13 protein-coding genes are annotated in these 16,186 nt (G+C 49.9%); 4 read left to right on the top strand and 9 right to left on the bottom strand.

Annotation, left to right across the window (positions count from 1 at the left end; translation table 11 throughout):
* Positions 1-202: 202 nt before the first annotated feature.
* From QVO97_RS02985 to QVO97_RS02955, 7 genes are all read right to left on the bottom strand, one after another.
* Positions 203-1,216, bottom strand: coding sequence for an ABC transporter permease subunit (locus QVO97_RS02985; RefSeq protein WP_022358933.1), 1,014 nt, complete (start codon positions 1,214-1,216; stop codon positions 203-205).
* 3 nt (positions 1,217-1,219) lie between these two features.
* Positions 1,220-2,278 carry an ABC transporter permease gene (locus tag QVO97_RS02980; RefSeq protein ID WP_022358932.1) on the bottom strand — a complete coding sequence of 353 codons (1,059 nt, stop codon included), beginning with the start codon at positions 2,276-2,278 and terminating at the stop codon, positions 1,220-1,222.
* Between the two features lie 2 nt (positions 2,279-2,280).
* Positions 2,281-3,795, bottom strand: coding sequence for a sugar ABC transporter ATP-binding protein (locus QVO97_RS02975; RefSeq protein ID WP_022358931.1), 1,515 nt, complete (start codon positions 3,793-3,795; stop codon positions 2,281-2,283).
* 189 nt (positions 3,796-3,984) lie between these two features.
* The gene (locus QVO97_RS02970; protein WP_022358930.1) at positions 3,985-5,043 is read right to left on the bottom strand and encodes an ABC transporter substrate-binding protein; all 1,059 of its coding nucleotides are present in this window, start codon (positions 5,041-5,043) and stop codon (positions 3,985-3,987) included.
* Positions 5,044-5,222: 179 nt separating this feature from the next.
* Complete coding sequence (locus tag QVO97_RS02965) at positions 5,223-6,812, bottom strand: sensor histidine kinase (RefSeq protein WP_022358929.1); 1,590 nt, start codon at positions 6,810-6,812, stop codon at positions 5,223-5,225.
* 24 nt (positions 6,813-6,836) lie between these two features.
* Positions 6,837-7,952, bottom strand: coding sequence for a response regulator transcription factor (locus QVO97_RS02960; RefSeq protein WP_022358928.1), 1,116 nt, complete (start codon positions 7,950-7,952; stop codon positions 6,837-6,839).
* A gap of 112 nt (positions 7,953-8,064) precedes the next feature.
* Entirely contained in the window at positions 8,065-8,898 is an 834-nt protein-coding gene (locus QVO97_RS02955; RefSeq protein ID WP_022358927.1) for a carbon-nitrogen hydrolase family protein, read from the bottom strand.
* Between the two features lie 350 nt (positions 8,899-9,248).
* Between QVO97_RS02955 and QVO97_RS02950 the strand changes: the two genes are divergently transcribed.
* Both QVO97_RS02950 and QVO97_RS02945 read left to right on the top strand, forming a co-directional pair.
* Positions 9,249-10,037: an ABC transporter ATP-binding protein gene (locus tag QVO97_RS02950; RefSeq protein ID WP_022358926.1), complete on the top strand. Its 789-nt coding sequence runs from the start codon at positions 9,249-9,251 to the stop codon at positions 10,035-10,037.
* Positions 10,027-10,839 carry an ABC transporter permease gene (locus tag QVO97_RS02945; RefSeq protein ID WP_022358925.1) on the top strand — a complete coding sequence of 271 codons (813 nt, stop codon included), beginning with the start codon at positions 10,027-10,029 and terminating at the stop codon, positions 10,837-10,839. Before QVO97_RS02950 ends, QVO97_RS02945 begins: the two co-directional genes overlap by 11 nt.
* Before the next feature lie 131 nt (positions 10,840-10,970).
* On the opposite strand, the gene QVO97_RS02940 is transcribed toward QVO97_RS02945, so the two are convergent.
* Both QVO97_RS02940 and QVO97_RS02935 read right to left on the bottom strand, forming a co-directional pair.
* Positions 10,971-11,711, bottom strand: coding sequence for a YoaK family protein (locus QVO97_RS02940; protein ID WP_022358924.1), 741 nt, complete (start codon positions 11,709-11,711; stop codon positions 10,971-10,973).
* A 203-nt stretch (positions 11,712-11,914) separates the two neighbouring features.
* The gene (locus QVO97_RS02935; RefSeq protein ID WP_022358923.1) at positions 11,915-13,420 is read right to left on the bottom strand and encodes an alanine/glycine:cation symporter family protein; all 1,506 of its coding nucleotides are present in this window, start codon (positions 13,418-13,420) and stop codon (positions 11,915-11,917) included.
* Between the two features lie 651 nt (positions 13,421-14,071).
* On the opposite strand from QVO97_RS02935, the gene QVO97_RS02930 reads away from it, so the two are divergent.
* The gene (locus QVO97_RS02930) at positions 14,072-14,956 is read left to right on the top strand and encodes a LysR family transcriptional regulator (RefSeq protein WP_022358922.1); all 885 of its coding nucleotides are present in this window, start codon (positions 14,072-14,074) and stop codon (positions 14,954-14,956) included.
* 58 nt (positions 14,957-15,014) lie between these two features.
* Positions 15,015-15,938 carry a LysR family transcriptional regulator gene (locus QVO97_RS02925; protein WP_022358921.1) on the top strand — a complete coding sequence of 308 codons (924 nt, stop codon included), beginning with the start codon at positions 15,015-15,017 and terminating at the stop codon, positions 15,936-15,938.
* Positions 15,939-16,186: the final 248 nt, after the last annotated feature.

The raw sequence follows: 16,186 nt of genomic DNA, 5'->3' as shown, positions 1-16,186 counted from the left end.
CATCATGTATAATTTCTCTAATTTTCTCTCGAATCATGTCGAACTAAGAGAATACAACTTTATATTGTTTCTGATATGTACTGTACTTTTTTCAGATGTCTCCTCCCTCTTTGCAGGAATATTCCCGTCACTTTGACTGTTCTATCTTGATGCTGTCATACCAGACATCCATGACAGTTTGTTTGTCTCTGGAAGAGGATTTCTACTTTTTCTTCTTTACCATCGCAAGAATCGACTGAAGCACGATAAAGAAGCATAAGAGTGCCGCGATCGTGATACGGGTCCACCAGGAAGAAAGGGTTCCCTGGAAAGTGATAAATGCCTCGATCGTCGCCTTGATGAGGACGCCAAACAAAGTTCCGAATACATTGCCGACACCGCCGGTTAAGAGTGTGCCGCCGATAACAGAGGAAGCGATCGCATCCATCTCGAAGCCCTTTGCCTGCTCAACGAAGCCGCCCAGCGTATTCAGACAGAACAGGATGCTGCCGACACCGCAAAGGAAACCGTCCAGGATATAAGCTTTCAGCTTTACCCGGCGCACATTCAAGCCCATCATCAGCGCTGACTGCTCGTTTCCGCCGATCGCGTAGATGCTGCGTCCGAATTTCGTATATTTCAGCATAATAAATGCCAGAACCAGAAGCACCAGCGCAATCACAACCGTCGGATAGATATACGGATAAATCATCATGCCTTTTTTGTTGAGATAGCCGCCGAACGGAATGTAAAGTTTCATCTTCGCCCATGCCATGAAAGTTTCATTCGTAATACTGATCATGTCCTTGGAAATGATCGCGGTCATGCCGCGGGCAAAGAACATACCCGCCAGGGTAACAATAAATGGCTGGATATCCATGTAGGCAACCAGGAATCCCTGTACCAGACCAAAGACAATCCCGGTCACCAGCACGATGAGAACCGCCGGAACCGCACCAATACCGCCTTTTTCCATCATCCATGCCAGCATCATACAGCCCATCGCCACGAAGGAACCGACGCTGATATCGATACCGCCGGTGATCATGACGATCGTCATGCCGATACCGATAACAATCAGACCCGCATTGGAAATAAAGAGGTTTAAGAAGTTCTGTGTCTTGGCAAAGCCCTGTGCGTTAAAGAGCACGCAGCCGATCGCGTACATCACGAAGAACAGCAGGATCGTGACAAGAAGCAGGAACGTGTTCTGATTTAATTTCTTCTTTTCTTTCATGATTTATGCCGCCTCCTTTCCTGCCGCGCTCAATTCTTTTTTCTGTGCCAGGGATTTTCTCCATCTAGCAAATCCCGGAGACTGGAGTGCTACGATGATGACAACCACGATCGCCTTGTAAACCGGAACCTGATCCGAGGATACGTGCATCGCATACAGGGTGGTCGTCAGCGCCTGAATCGTATACGCGCCGATGACGGAACCTGCCAGCGAGAATTTACCGCCGCCGAGGGAGTTTCCGCCGATGGCAACTGCCAGAATCGCATCCAGCTCCATATTAAGACCGATGTTATTCGCATCCGCCGAGTAGATGCGGCTGGAAGCAATCAGACCTGAAAGACCGGAGCAGAGTCCACAGTACGCATAGGTAAGGAAAATAATCATGACCGACTTGATGCCGACGAGCTGGGACGCACGTTTATTGATACCGACCGACTGGATGTACATACCCAGTGCCGTTTTCTTCAAGAGTAATGAAGTCAGCGCCACAACGACGACCGCCACGATAAACGGGGTCGGAACCGGGAATCCAGGAAGGGAAGCGCCCAGGGTGCGGTAGCTGTCCACGCGCACGTATGTGATCTGTCCATCCGTGATCAGCTGGGCGATACCGCGCCCGGCGGTAAACATGATAAGAGTCGCTACCATCGGCTGGATGTTTAACTTTGCAACCAGAAAACCGTTAAAGCAGCCAATCGCCGCGCCGACGATGAGCGCTGCCAGGAAGCCGAGAATCAGCGGATTGGCATATGCAGTTGCTGCGCGCTCGCCGCCGGTTAAGAGGTTGCAGCAGACTGCCGCACTGACCGCCATGATCGCGCCGACGGAAATATCCGTTCCAGCGGAGGACGATACGACAAGCGTCATGCCGACTGCCAGAATCACCAGCTCTGACGCACGGTTGATGATATCGATTAAGTATCCGTAGAGAACGCCGTTCCGCACCTCGATCGCGAAGAAGTTCGGCGTCGTGACGATATTTATCAGCAATACCAGCGCAAGGCAGAAAATCGGGAGAAACAGCCTCTGCGAGCTAATTTTTTTGAACGTCATATTTTTCATAGCTACTGCCCTCCTGCAATGGTTGACATAATGTTGGACTGATTCATCTCATCCTCGGAAAGTTCTCCTACCTTTGCACCATCGCGCATAACGACCATGCGGTCGCAGGTACGGAGCATCTCCTCGATCTCGGAAGAAATAAACACGACTGCCATGCCCTGTTCTGCCAGTTTTACGACCAGTTTCTGAATCTCTGTCTTGGTTCCGACGTCGATACCACGGGTCGGCTCATCCAGAATCAGGAAATCCGGGTTGGTCAGAAGCCAGCGTCCGATGATTACCTTCTGCTGGTTGCCGCCGGAGAGTGATTTGATCGGTGTCTCACGGCTGGCGGTCTTAATCTGCAGCATATCAATATACTTATCGGTAAATTCTTCCTGCTGCTTGCGGCTGAGCAGGTGGAACATACCGCGTTTTGCCTGAAGTGCCATGATCAGGTTCTCACGCACGGACAGATCCGCGATGATACCCTCGTTTTTCCGATCCTCCGGCAGATATGCCATGCCGGCATTCATCGAAGTCAGCGGGTGGCGCGCCGCGATTGGTCTGCCCTTGACGCTCAGCTCGCCCTCATCCGGTTTTTCCGCTCCATAGAGGACACGGACCGTCTCAGAACGTCCCGAACCCAGAAGCCCGGTAAATCCGACGACTTCACCCTTGTGAATCACCAGATCAAACGGCTTTATGTATCCTTTCTTTCCGAGTCCCACCGCCTTGATGACGATGTCCTCTTCGCCGTGTTTCTCCTCACTCTTGGAATCCTTGATCGCTGCCAGATCATCGAAATCCTTTCCCATCATCTTGGCAACCAGCTGGACTCTCGGAAGCTCCGCCGTCGTAAATTGTCCTACCAGCTGCCCATTCCGAAGAACGGTGATCTTATCGCAGACTGCATACACCTGCTCCAGGAAATGGGTAACGAATATGATGCCGACGCCTTCGGATTTCAAGCGGCGCATCAGATTAAAGAGCTTTTCTACCTCCCCATCATCGAGGGAGGAGGTCGGCTCATCAAGAATCAATACCTTTGCCGACATATCGACTGCACGGGCGATCGCTACCATCTGCTGAATTGCAATCGAATAATTGTCGATCGTCTGTGTTACATCTGCATGTATGTCAAGGTCCTGCAGCAGTTTGCTGGCCTTTTTATTCATTGTTTTCCAGTCAATCAATCCGCCTTTTCGCGGTTCGCGTCCGATAAACAAATTCTCTGCAACCGTCAGGTTCGGACAGAGATTGACTTCCTGATACACGGTGCTGATGCCCCGGTTCTGTGCTTCCTGCGGGCTGCGGTTGATGATCGCATGATCGCAGCCGTCTATCATGATTTCCCCTGTTTCAAACTCCTCTACACCCGTCAGGACTTTGATCAGCGTGGATTTTCCTGCGCCATTTTCCCCCATCAGGGCATGAATTTCGCCTTTTTTTAAGGTAAAATCCACATTCTGCAGAGCTTTTACACCCGGGAATGTCTTATAAATATGCCTCATCTCAAGAACGGAATCCTTTTCCATAAAAGCTTTGCCTCCTTATTTTTTGAAAAAGAAAGCGCAGGGACGGAAACCTAAGCCTCCAGCCCCGCGCCTCCTGATTGCCAAGTGCCTGCCGTCCGCCGAAACCTCCGGTCTGACACTCATTCACTTACGGTCAAAAGCGATTGCCTGTCCGATTATTTACATTTAAAAATACCATTCAAAATCGAATTAGTAAGCTCTTGTCTTTAAGATTTCTTCCAGATCCATGCTTGTATCGAAGTATGCTTCGTCTACGTACTGAATCTTCTCAACTTCTTCGCCTTTTTCCAGCTTCTGGATGATTTCAGCTACACGCGGACCATGAAGCGGGTTGCACTCGAAGGTTGCGTTTAAGTCGCCAGCGATCATGGACTCGAAAGCTGCCTTTACAGAGTCAAAACTTACAACGATGATGTCGCCCTCCGGACCACAGGTCTTGCCTGCTGCCTTGATAGCATCGATAGCACCAAATGCCTCGTTATCATTCTCACAGATAACAACGTCGATGTCATCATAGCTCTTTAAGAAGGACTCCATAACTTCCTGTCCTTTTGCCTGGGTGAACTCACCAGACTGTCTGTCAAGCATCTTCCAGTTGGAGTGCTCTGCTAACTTGTTGTCCATACCTTCTGTACGTCCAACCTGTGCGGATGCACCGATGGTACCCTGAATGGTAACCATGTTGATCTCTTCGTCACCGCGTCCCTGTTTCTCTAAGTAATCAGCCAGCCAGTCACCACAGGTCTCGCCTTCTTTTACGAAGTTTCCGCCTACCCATGCCTCATACAGGCTGTCATCGGAAAGCTGCATCTGACGGTCAGAAAGGATAACCGGGATACCAGCCTCTTTTGCTTCTTCCAGAACGGTCTCCCAGCCAGTCTCAACAACCGGAGCAACTACGATGTAGTCAACACCCTGCTGGATGAAAGAACGGATTGCCTTAATCTGATTTTCCTGTTTCTGCTGTGCATCGTCAAAAATCAGTTTGTAACCATTTTCCTCAGTAAATGTAGATTTGAAAGATTCGGTGTTGGCTGTTCTCCAGTCAGACTCAGCACCAACCTGTGCATAACCTACGGTAATCAGATCGCCGTCTGCTGCCGCTTCTTTCTCTTCGCCCTCTTCTGCTGCCTCTGTATCAGCCGGAGCTGCTGCCTCCGTCTCTTTCTCAGCCGGATTGCTTGTACAAGCGGTCATGGATAACGCCATTGCTGCTGCTAAAGCTGCGGACACTAATCTTTTTCTCATACTGTTTCCTCCTTATAAGACCCAATATATTTGTTTTTGCGTATTTATTATAACAAAGCACCCCGCATCATGGATACGGGGCATCTTTGGAAAAAGGTATATTATTTTTTTGCGATGTTTGTCGTTTTCTGTGTTTTTCCGGGTATGTCTTTAAAAAATTACAATTTTTTTCGAAAAAGTTATGATTTTTTTTGATTTCCCAAATAAACCTTAAAGCAGGTGCCGATATTCTTTTCAGATTCAACCAGGATCTCAGCCTGATCGCCATAATACATCTGAATCCGCTGTGCCACATTATGTAACCCAAATCCGCCGCTGCCGATCGGGGCAAGTTCCTCTTCCGGCTCCATTGTCAGCTTGGCGCGCACGGCGGCAAGCTCCGCCTCATCCATGCCAATCCCATCGTCCTCCACCTCAAAGACAAGCCCATTCCGATCCTCATAGCCGCGGAGCACAATGCATCCGCCGCCGCGCTTATTTTTGATGCCGTGGTAGAGGGCATTTTCCACCAGCGGCTGCAGCAGCATTTTCAGCACAATCCGGTGCCGGATGGACGGCTCGATCTCGATCGAATAGTCGAGAATGTCCTCGTACCGGATCTTCTGAATCTTTAAATAGCTCCGGATGTGTGATTCTTCCTCCTCGATCGTGATGAAATCGCGCCCGCCCGATAAAACCGTGCGAAAAAAGTCGCTTAAATCTGTCGTCATCTCCACGACCTGGCGGTTGTTGCCGCCCTCTGCCATCCATACGATCGAATCAAGTGTATTATAGAGGAAATGGGGACTGATCTGCTCCTGGTGGAGGCGCAGCTCCAGCTCCCGCAGGTTCTTCTGCTCCTGCCTCGTCTTATCAAGCAGCCGCCGGATGCGGTCGCTCATCTGGTTAAACGCCCGTGCCAGCACGTTGATCTCTTCCAGTCCGCCCGTTCTCGCCCTCGCATTCAGGTTCCCGCGGCCGAGCTGTTCTGCCGTCCTCTGTAACTGCTGCAGCGGTTCCGTGATGGATTTCGTGATCGTGACTGCCAGAAACATACCGATCACCAGCACCACCAGAAGAAGCGCCAGATAGCTCTGCATCTGATCCGCCATCTGCACCTTCAGCTCTTTCTGAAGCTGCTCCATGTTGATCATCTCATAATAGGTATACTGCGTGATGTAATCCTGAATCATCGAGCACAGACCCTGGATGTCATTCTCCCAGATATTGACATTTTCATCGTAATATCCACCGGCGGCGGCATTTCCAATCATTTTATCCACTGCCCGCTCCAGGGAATCCAGACAGGAGAGGATACCTCTTATCTTGATATCACAGTCCGACCCCGGTTCCCGCTCGATCGTCGTTCCGAACGCCTGTCTCGCCGACGCAATCAGGCTGTGGGGATTCTTGACCACCGTCGCATACTTCGTCTCGCCCTCGACAATATCTCCATTTTCGAACTGTTCCGCGTCGATCAGCCCGATCATAACACGGTACATCGAATACTCCATATCCGATTTGAACTTTATGTTGTACTCATTCGCCGTCTTTAGATTCGCCAGAATCGCGTCATAGGAAGCAGAATAGGAGGCGATCATCTTCTGGAACCCGAGCGCCATGCCTGTTAATGGAATGGCAATCACGAAGAGGAGAAGGATCAGACGGGCACGAAGAGAAAGAGGGCGATATGGACGGGCAGCGGATAACGAATCAACGCCCGGATCCTGATTTTTATTCAAATCTGCCATCTCTTCTGTTTTTCCAATCTGCCCCTGCTCCACTCCCATATCTTTCCTCCATTTTTGAACATCTTACTCCTGCCGCGTCTGGCTCGCCTTATACTCTTTCGGCGACTGCCCCATCGCTTTCTTGAACGCCGAGCTGAAATAGTGTGAATCGTTGTATCCCACCTGCTCTCCTATCTCGGAAGTCCGGTAGGAGGTACATTTCAAGAGCTCACATGCTCGTTCCATCCGCACCTGCGTCAGATACTCCACAAAGGACTGCCCCGTCTCCTGCTTGAAAATCGAGCTGAAATAGCTCGGACTGACGCCAATGTGCACGGCAATCCGGTTCAGTGACAGGTCGCTCTGGCTGAAATTTGCCCGGATATATTCCTTTGCATCCCGGATCACGCTGCCATAACGGTCGTTCGACGCCCGGTCACGCGCCTGCAGGGCAGCCGTAAACTCCTCGATCAGATAGGCCTTCGTCATCTCCACGCTCTCGATCACCTTCGGAACCCGTTTTATGTCAACCACGCTTTCCGGAACCTCCGGCGGCTCCGCTTTCAATTTCTTCAAAAACTCCTGCACACAGTAAAAAATATCCATCGTCATATACTGACGCAGCAAGAGCGATTTGTAATTATGTTCACCGATCGCTGCGAAATACTCCTCGACAAACGGACTGCACTCTTCGACTGAGCCGAGCTTTAAAAAATCGTTGATGAGCTTCCGGTCAACACCGCTGTAATCCGTTTTATCCAGAAATTCCGTATATTTTTCGTAGCTGACAAAATACCGCTCCAGAAGCCTCGAATTTTCCCGTTCTTCCCGTATCTCGTCCGCCGCCTTTTTCAACGCGTCGATAAGTCCCGCCGAGGATACCGGTTTCAGCAGATAATCGCTGATTCCTATCTTGATCGCCTCTTTTGCATATTCAAATTCATTGTAGCCGCTGAGCACGATGATCCGCGTGCGCGGAAGCGCCTTTTTCACCAGACGGCTCAGCTCCAGCCCGTCCATAAACGGCATCTTGATATCCGTTACCAGAATATCCGGCTGTGCCTTCAATATCAGCGGATACGCGTACTCGCCGTCGCCCGCCTCCCCCGCAAATTCAAATCCGTGGCTCGCCCAGTCAATATTATCCCGTATACCGTGCCGGATGATCGCCTCATCCTCTACCAGAAACACCTTTACCATGGTTTTCCCCCCTGGACTCCATTTTTCTCTGTCCTTTTTATCCATTTGCCCGAATACACCCGTTTTTCATTTCCGTCCACACGCCATTTTGTCGGCTGAAAATATTCACGCCTTACTTCTTCTCACTCACTTCATACAAATCACTCCGCCGGTTTTCCAGCGACGGAATCTGCTTCCGTATCTTATCCAGATAATCTAAATCAATCTCCGCATAGGTGATCCCCGGTGCATCCTTTGACCGTGCAATCACCGTTCCCCACGGATCCGCCACCAGGCTGTTGCCGTATGCCGCATACGCCGGTTTCTGTCCAATCTGTCCCGGTGCCACGATGTAACAGCCGTTCTCGATCGCCCGCGCCCGCAGAAGAACCTCCCAGTGATCCTTTCCCGTCGGCATCGTAAAGCTCGCTGGAACAAAGATAACCTGCGCCCCGCGAAGCGCCATGAGCCGGTAAATCTCCGGAAAACGCACATCATAGCAGATCGACATTCCAAAAACGCCCAGCTCCGTCTCCACCGTCACAATCGAATCGCCCGGTTTGACCCGGTCCGACTCCCGGTACGGCGTGCCGTCCGCCAGTGTGATGTCAAACATATGCAGTTTGCTGTATGTCGCCAGAATCTTCCCCTCCGGCGAAATCAGCACACTCGTATTTGCCGATCGTTTTTCCCCCGGAAGTGCCTGCGTGATACTGCCCCCGTGAATATAGACGCCGTGTTCCTTCGCTTTCGCGCAGAGGCGCTCGGTCGTGTACCCCGGAATTTCCTCGCGTCCGCCGCCTTCACCGATATTTTTGCCGATCAGATTCATCACCTCCGGGAAACAGATAAGCTTCGCCCCTTTTGCCGCCGCCTCGTCAATCCAGGCGCATGCCGTCTCCAGATTCTTTCCTTTATCATTCTGTGTATCCATCTGCATCAATGCCACTGTATATCTGCGTATCATAAATACCCCCTGTATCCTGTCTATAAGCGCTTTTCTCTCCATAATTACCTATATTTTATTATAGCATCTCTTTTCCACACGGGTCAACCAATGCAAGACGCTTCTCACACAACCTGTAACCCGGCTTTGTTACTGTACACGCATACGTGTCCAGTAACGGAATTTGCCGTGGCTTCGCATTTCAATACGGCAAATTCCTGCTGCCACCACGTTTTCTTACGGCACTTTCGGTTCCAAAAGTGCCTACCCGTGTACAGTAACCCGGCTTTTCATTTCTGCATATTTTAAAGTAAGAATGTTTCAAGGAGCGTAACTGTCCCACTGATACACAGTTACCCAGGTATTTGCTTATGCCGCCCATTCTGGAAGTTTCCGGGCTTTCCTACTCCTACCACACGATATCCGGGGAGACGAAAGCCCTTTCTGATATATCATTTCAGGTAGAAACCGGCGAATTTATCGCCATTGTCGGACCGTCCGGCTGTGGAAAATCCACGCTGCTCTCCTTAATCAGCGGGCTCCTGCCGCCGGAAGAGGGTTCCATTCTTATAAATGGGGTTCCGCTCTCGAAAAGCCAGTGCCGCATCGGTTATATGCTGCAAAGCGACCAGCTTTTCGAGTGGAGGACGATCATCCAGAATGCTGCCCTCGGGCTGGAAATTCAGAAAAAAATGGATCATGCCGCGGAAGACCGCCTCCACCGGCTCTTAAAAATCTACGGACTGGAACAATTTGAGCATTCCCGCCCCTCCGAACTATCCGGTGGAATGCGCCAGCGCGCCGCCCTGATCCGGACACTGGCGCTGGAACCGGAGCTTCTGCTTCTCGACGAACCATTTTCGGCGCTCGATTATCAGACACGCTTAACCGTCTGCGACGATATCAGCACCATCATCCGGGAGAGCCGCAAAACAGCGATTCTGATCACCCACGACCTCTCCGAAGCCGTGAGTGCCGCCGACCGCATCCTGGTTCTGACTAAACGCCCCGGAACCATCTGCCGCATCCTGCCGGTTACCTTCCCGCTGTCCGCTAACCGACCGCTGGAACGCCGGAATGATCCGGCTTTTTCTCTTTATTTCAATGAACTATGGAAGACACTGCAAGGGAAAGGGGAGGGAAAAAAGTATGAAATGTAAGAAAGAATCCACCGCCCAGAAAGCCTACCTCCGCCGCCAGCTCCATCGGCGCCGTCTGGTTCTCTTCTGCCGAATTTTCTTATTCGTTTTCTTTTTAATATGCTGGGAAATGAGCGCCCGACTGGGGCTCATCGACGCGTTTATTTTCAGTTCCCCGTCACGCACCGTGCGCTGTTTCCTACGGATGATGCAGGACAAAAGCATCCTCATCCACACCGGCGTGACGCTCTATGAAACGCTGATCAGCTTTACACTGGTCATCCTCTTCGGGCTGATCGGCGCGGTTCTCCTCTGGTCGAGCCGGAATCTTTCAGAGATTCTGGAGCCGTATCTCGTCATGCTCAACAGTCTGCCGAAATCCGCCCTCGCCCCGATTCTCATCGTCTGGCTTGGGAGCAACATCCGCACGATCATCGTTGCCTCCATCTCGGTCGCTGTCTTCGGCTCGATCCTGACACTCCACAACGGATTTTCCTCGATGGATCCCGACCAGATCAAACTAATCCGGTCCCTCGGAGGAAACCGGATTCATATTTTAACCAAAGTCCTGCTGCCAGGCTCAATCCCGCTGATTCTCGCCAACATGAAGGTCAACATCGGTCTCTGCCTGGTTGGCGTCATCATCGGTGAATTTCTCGCTGCCAAACAGGGACTCGGATATCTGATCATCTACGGCTCACAGGTATTCCAGATGGATATGGTTGTGATGAGTATTATTCTTTTATGTATTATGTCTGCGGCGCTATATCAAGGAGTAGGAATACTGGGAAAATTTCTACAGCAGCAATATCACCAGCATTAAAGCAATCTGTCCACTGCTTCACGTTTGCTGTTCTTAAGCGCCTGCATTTTTCCGCATCCTGTTCCCGCCGAAGCCTGTTTCCTGCCGTTTTTCTTTCCTGCATCTTGTAGAAAACTTGCAGGGAACAGACTTTACAGCTTCTGCTCCTTCTCCAGCTTCTCTGCTTCTTCCATCTCCTCTGCCGCCTCGACTGCCGTCTCCTCCGGAGTCTCACTTTCAAGCGGAGCCGTACCGACCGCGATAAAGGTTCTCGCAACCGCCAATGGCAGAAAGCCTACATAGGCGCTGTAGATGCCGAACTGACCGACCGCCCACGCTCCGAGTACCACGCCCAGGAAAAAGCTGATGACCGTATAGGTATAAAGAATTGCTTTTCTCTTAAATTCCTTATCCTTTGTCAGACCGTACTGCAGCCAGCCAAGCACCGACTGTTTGAAGTTGTTCGTCATAAAGATCGTCGCGCTGTTAAATCCGTCGGCACCGGAATAGACGCCCCACTGAAATGCGGATGCAAAGAAAATCGGATAAATTCCGACCAGCGCCGGTTCAAGCGGCAGCATCGACGCCAGTGCCAGCGCAGCCGCATCCACCCAGAGGGCAAGTTTCCGCATGTTTATCTTCGTAAAGTTCGTGAGCAGATATGCGGATGCCACGCCCAGTCCAAACAGCACCAGCGCAGCCAGACGCAGAAGGACGTTAAACCACTCCATCGACACCAGTTCCGCTCCCATCTCCATCAGGTTGCCTGTCTGAGCAGAGCCAAAGTTTCCGACATGAAGCAAAATCGCATAGGCTCCGAGAAATCCCCCGACCAGGGATATATTCCAATGAAGGATCGCATCCAGGCGATCCCGAATCACTTTCTGTACCATACCATTACCGCCTTTCGCGGTTGATTGTATCGCGCGGCGGCTGGATCGTCAATGACAATTTACAAAAAATTACCATTTCTATCATAGACATTATCTATATAATGGCAAAAAAACAGCCCCTGCCACACGACAGGGACTGCCTTTTATATTAGACTCTAGGAGTTAAGCTCTATATCTAATAATATGTAACGATTCACATCCGATTATTTATCTTCTGCGATACGTTTTTTGTTGATGTCTTTCCACATCTCAACGTCTACGCCCTTCCAGCAAAGCTTATCCGGGTTGTAGTACGGATCTTTCTTTGCTTTCATCTGCTCTTCATAGTCTTTGTACAGTGCAAATACCTTCGGAGACAGAAGCAGTACAACTAACATATTGATCCATGTAGATCCACCCAGTGCAAGGTCAGAAAGGTTCCAAGCCAGACCGGAATCGATATTGCCCCAGATGAAGATAAGGATAGGCATAACAATCTGCATAATTCTGATAACCACTTTACGGGTAGCTGCTTTATCATCGCCCTGGAACAGGTAAAGAACCGAAGTCTCGCCCTCGTAATAGTAGCTGATTAAGCAGGTAAAGGAGAACAGAGCCAGCATGATAGCAATGAACAGAGGAGCAATACTTCCCATAACGGTGCTGCAGGCATTCTGAACGAAGATAACGCCATATGTTCCATCTGCTGCTAACTGAGCCATCTGATCGTGCATTGCACCGGTACCACCGATGTAACCAAACTGTGTATTGTAGCATCCGCTTAAGAGCATCATCAGACCAGAAGCGGTACATACGATAACGGTATCCAGCCAAACACCAGCTGCGTTTGCCATACCCTGTTTAATCGGGTGGCTGGTCTCTGCTGCTGCTGCAGTCGGCATGGACTCACCCATACCAGATGCAGATGAGAATGTGCCTCGTTTAACACCCTGCTGGATAGCGATACCAACGCCGCCGCCCAGAAGAGCTTCTTTGGAACCAAATGCACAGGATACAACCTGAGCGATAACGCTCGGAATCTGACCTGCGTTTGCGATTAAGATAACGACTGTTGCAATCAGGTAAATGCCTACCATCGGCGGAACCAGCATAGATGCTACAGAACTGATTCGTTTAACACCACCCATAACTACAACTGCCATAGCCAGTGCGATAACCAGAGCCGTAATCCACATCGGAATACCTAAAGCGTTCTTAAATCCATCGCAGATTGTATAGGTAGCTGCTGCCGGCATGAATAATACAACGCCCAGTCCGAAGAATGCTGCATAGAAAGTACCATAAGCTTTCCAGCCAAGACCTCTCTCAGCACAGTAAGCACCACCGCTTCGATACTGACCATCGATACGGTTCTTATAAAGTACGGATAATGTACACTCAGTAAAGCAAACAGCAGAGTTTGTCATACCAGCGAGGACCATCCAGAAGAGTGCACCAGGACCGCCCATGTAAAGAGCTACGGCTACACCGGCTACGTTACCGGTACCAACACGCATCGCCATGGTCGTACAGAAGGATGCGAATGAAGAAATACCGGATTCAGACTCCGACTTGTCAATGATTCGGCTCCACATATCTTTGAAATGAACAAACTGGAAAAAGCCGAGACGGATTGTAAAGTATAAACCACTACCAACAATCAGAACTAACATTCCAACGCCCCAAATGGGTCCGTTCAACATATTGACGATGTTGTTAATTGCTTCCATATAAAGTTCCCCCTTTATTTGATGTAGTGCCGCGCGCTGGCTAAGCAAGTTTTTCAATTCGCTCAAAAAACTTCTTGCTTTTGAAAAAATTATATCACTAAAGTGAAATTTGTTCAACAAAATTATTTGAATTTATTATGCAGAATTTTCATGATATAGCGTAGAATCATGAATTCGTCTGTTTTTTTCATGAAATAAATTGCACTTTTTCGAGCGTCAATTAGTATAAATACACAAGATATCATGATATTTTATCTACAACTGCACCATTTTCCGTTAGACTCCCGTTCGGAATTTTGTCCATTTTCTTTCTAAGTTTCACGAATTTTGTTTACCATTTGTTTATTTTTTAACCTTTTGTGTGTTTCATTTAAATGAAATTTTTATGTTGTATTTGAGATCGTGAGCATATTTCTATCTTTTTCTCCCATTTCTTTCACGAATATGATATACTAGGGACACTTGGCAGAGCCCTCGGAATGAATGTCCGCCGCATACGCACCCATGTAATCCGCCCGGATATTCCGTATGAATCAGATTTGTATTCTACGTAATTCTTACAAATTTTCTCATCCTCCTTTGGTATCTGTCAGCTCTGTACATTTTATGAATCAGACCGAACGCTTATTACGAAAATGGAGGGAGTATTTTTTGGATCTCAAAGATATGCGGCTTTTTTTAGCCATTGCAGAAGAAAATAACCTGACGCGGGCCGCCCAGAAAAACGGTTACACGCAGTCGGCGGCAAGCCATATGCTGCGAAATATTGAAACAGAACTCGGGTTTTCCCTGTTTTCGCGTTCCCAGAGAGGACTTGCCCTGACGCGGGACGGCGAGGCACTGCTTTCCCCGATCCGGCGGACGCTGGCGGCGGCGGAATATTTTGATCAGACAGCTGCCTCCATCCGGGGTGTCCAGACCGGGCACATCCGGATCGGCGCTTACTTAAGCGCTTCCGTCCAATGGCTGCCGCCCGCCCTCAAAAAGTTTCTTACCGATTACCCGGATATGACCGTTGAAGTGCTGGAGGGGTGTTCACAGGAGATTGAAGGATGGCTGGAAAATGGCTCCATCGATTTCGGCATCGTCGGTCCCCACCCGGACGGAAAGATGGACTGGCTTCCCCTGAAAAAAGAACCCTACCTGGCTGTCTGCGCGAACGATTCCCCTTATGCAGAATATGAGCGCTTTGACTTAAAAGATCTTCCCAAGGTTTCTTATATAGAAGAAAAAGGTGAAACCGACCTGCTGCGCCAGTTCCAGCAGCTCGGTATCGCACCGCCCAAGCCAGTGTTTACCTCGCAGAACACCTACTCCATGCTCGCGATGGTCAGCCACAACCTGGGGGTCTGCATCCTGCCGGAGCTGGTCGTCCGCGATATTTCTAAAAATGTTGTCCGGCTGCCGCTCAATCCGCCGATGGAGCGCGTGCTCGGCGTCCGGATTCCGTCAGCAAAAAAAGCGTCCCCAGCTGCCAGCCTGCTGATCGCGCAGCTGCAGCGGACAGTGTTTGAGTTGGAAGGACCACTTTTATAGTCCGATGCTTTTTAGAAACTTAAGATGAAAGTTTTGGGAAAAGAGGCGTCATTCGAATATGAATTTTCAATCAATGGAATATTTTGCCGCAGTTGCGAAAAACCGCAGCTTCACTAGGGCCGCCGATGCGCTGCATATTACCCAGCAGACATTAAGCGCCCATATCGCCGGAATCGAGCGGGAGCTTGGATGTCCGCTCCTAATCCGTCACATCCCACTGGAGCTTACCTATGCGGGGGAGGTATTTCTGCGCTATGCAACGGAATTTAATACAAAATATGACTGTATGCTTCACGAATTTGGCGATATTTTAAATAACCAGACAGGAAAACTGCGGATCGGCATCGCATTCACGCGCGGACACGCCATCATGCCGGAGCTGATCGCCGCCTTTCAAAAGGAATATCCCGGCGTGGATATGGAACTCGTCGAATCTTCCAACGATGTGCTGCAAAAATACCTGCTGGACGGCACAATTGATCTGGCGATCGCCAATTTTTCAGTTCGCATTCCCGGCATCATTCTGCGGGATTTCTATGAGGAAGAGATGGTTCTCATCGTCTCCACTGCCCTGCTGCAGAACATTTACGGCAAACAGACCGAAGCCATTATTCAGGAAGTCAGCCGCCATCACCGCTACTCCCTTCTGGCTCCATGTCCGTTTCTCCTAAACCGTGAACATGATCTAGTCGGACGCATCGGGCGGAATATCCTCGCGACAGACAACTTCGTCCCCTCGGTTCATGCCTGCTCTGACAACATCGCTACCCTGCTTGCCCTCTGCGCGATGGGAAAAGGTGCCTGCATCAGCCCAAAAAACCTCGCATTTTCTATTCTCAGCAAGGAACAGCTGGATACACTCCATGTCTTTACGCTCGGGGAAGAAGCGCGGTACCCGATCAAATTTGCGTGGCTGGAACAGAGCTATGAGTGGAATATGATTTCACGGTTTATTGAATCGTCGCTGAAATGCACTCAGTGACATACTCCCTCCACTTAGCTAACGCTTGAAGTGGGGGCTTCTCGTTCGATTGCCCTATTGGGCAAAGCATAGGCGAGCTATCCCCGTGTGTCCCACGGTTCTGTTATTATGAACGGGACTGTTTCGTATCTACACAGTCCCGAACAAAATCTACGTTTTTTGGGGGAAATCAGGAAATTTTTCTTTCTGTATCAAGTTCAACTCCCGATATCCTCAACCCTTCCCTGCAAATATTGATAGCTGCATTC

The organism is Clostridium sp. CAG:43 (assembly GCF_000434655.1).
In the GTDB taxonomy this organism is placed as follows: domain Bacteria; phylum Bacillota; class Clostridia; order Lachnospirales; family Lachnospiraceae; genus Otoolea; species Otoolea fessa.
The sequence above is the reverse complement of the archived record's forward strand: the minus strand, read 5'-3'. Positions and strand labels throughout refer to the sequence as shown.

Excerpts from the sequence above, each read along its gene's own strand:
- QVO97_RS02940 (WP_022358924.1), bottom strand. The coding sequence starts at position 11,711 with ATGGTACAGAAAGTGATTCGGGATCGCCTGGATGCGATCCTTCATTGG.
- QVO97_RS02950 (WP_022358926.1), top strand. The coding sequence starts at position 9,249 with ATGCCGCCCATTCTGGAAGTTTCCGGGCTTTCCTACTCCTACCACACG.
- QVO97_RS02960 (WP_022358928.1), bottom strand. The coding sequence starts at position 7,952 with ATGGTAAAGGTGTTTCTGGTAGAGGATGAGGCGATCATCCGGCACGGT.
- QVO97_RS02955 (WP_022358927.1), bottom strand. The coding sequence starts at position 8,898 with ATGATACGCAGATATACAGTGGCATTGATGCAGATGGATACACAGAAT.
- QVO97_RS02970 (WP_022358930.1), bottom strand. The coding sequence starts at position 5,043 with ATGAGAAAAAGATTAGTGTCCGCAGCTTTAGCAGCAGCAATGGCGTTA.
- QVO97_RS02980 (WP_022358932.1), bottom strand. The coding sequence starts at position 2,278 with ATGAAAAATATGACGTTCAAAAAAATTAGCTCGCAGAGGCTGTTTCTC.
- QVO97_RS02965 (WP_022358929.1), bottom strand. The coding sequence starts at position 6,812 with ATGGGAGTGGAGCAGGGGCAGATTGGAAAAACAGAAGAGATGGCAGAT.
- QVO97_RS02935 (WP_022358923.1), bottom strand. The coding sequence starts at position 13,420 with ATGGAAGCAATTAACAACATCGTCAATATGTTGAACGGACCCATTTGG.
- QVO97_RS02945 (WP_022358925.1), top strand. The coding sequence starts at position 10,027 with ATGAAATGTAAGAAAGAATCCACCGCCCAGAAAGCCTACCTCCGCCGC.
- QVO97_RS02925 (WP_022358921.1), top strand. The coding sequence starts at position 15,015 with ATGAATTTTCAATCAATGGAATATTTTGCCGCAGTTGCGAAAAACCGC.
- QVO97_RS02975 (WP_022358931.1), bottom strand. The coding sequence starts at position 3,795 with ATGGAAAAGGATTCCGTTCTTGAGATGAGGCATATTTATAAGACATTC.
- QVO97_RS02985 (WP_022358933.1), bottom strand. The coding sequence starts at position 1,216 with ATGAAAGAAAAGAAGAAATTAAATCAGAACACGTTCCTGCTTCTTGTC.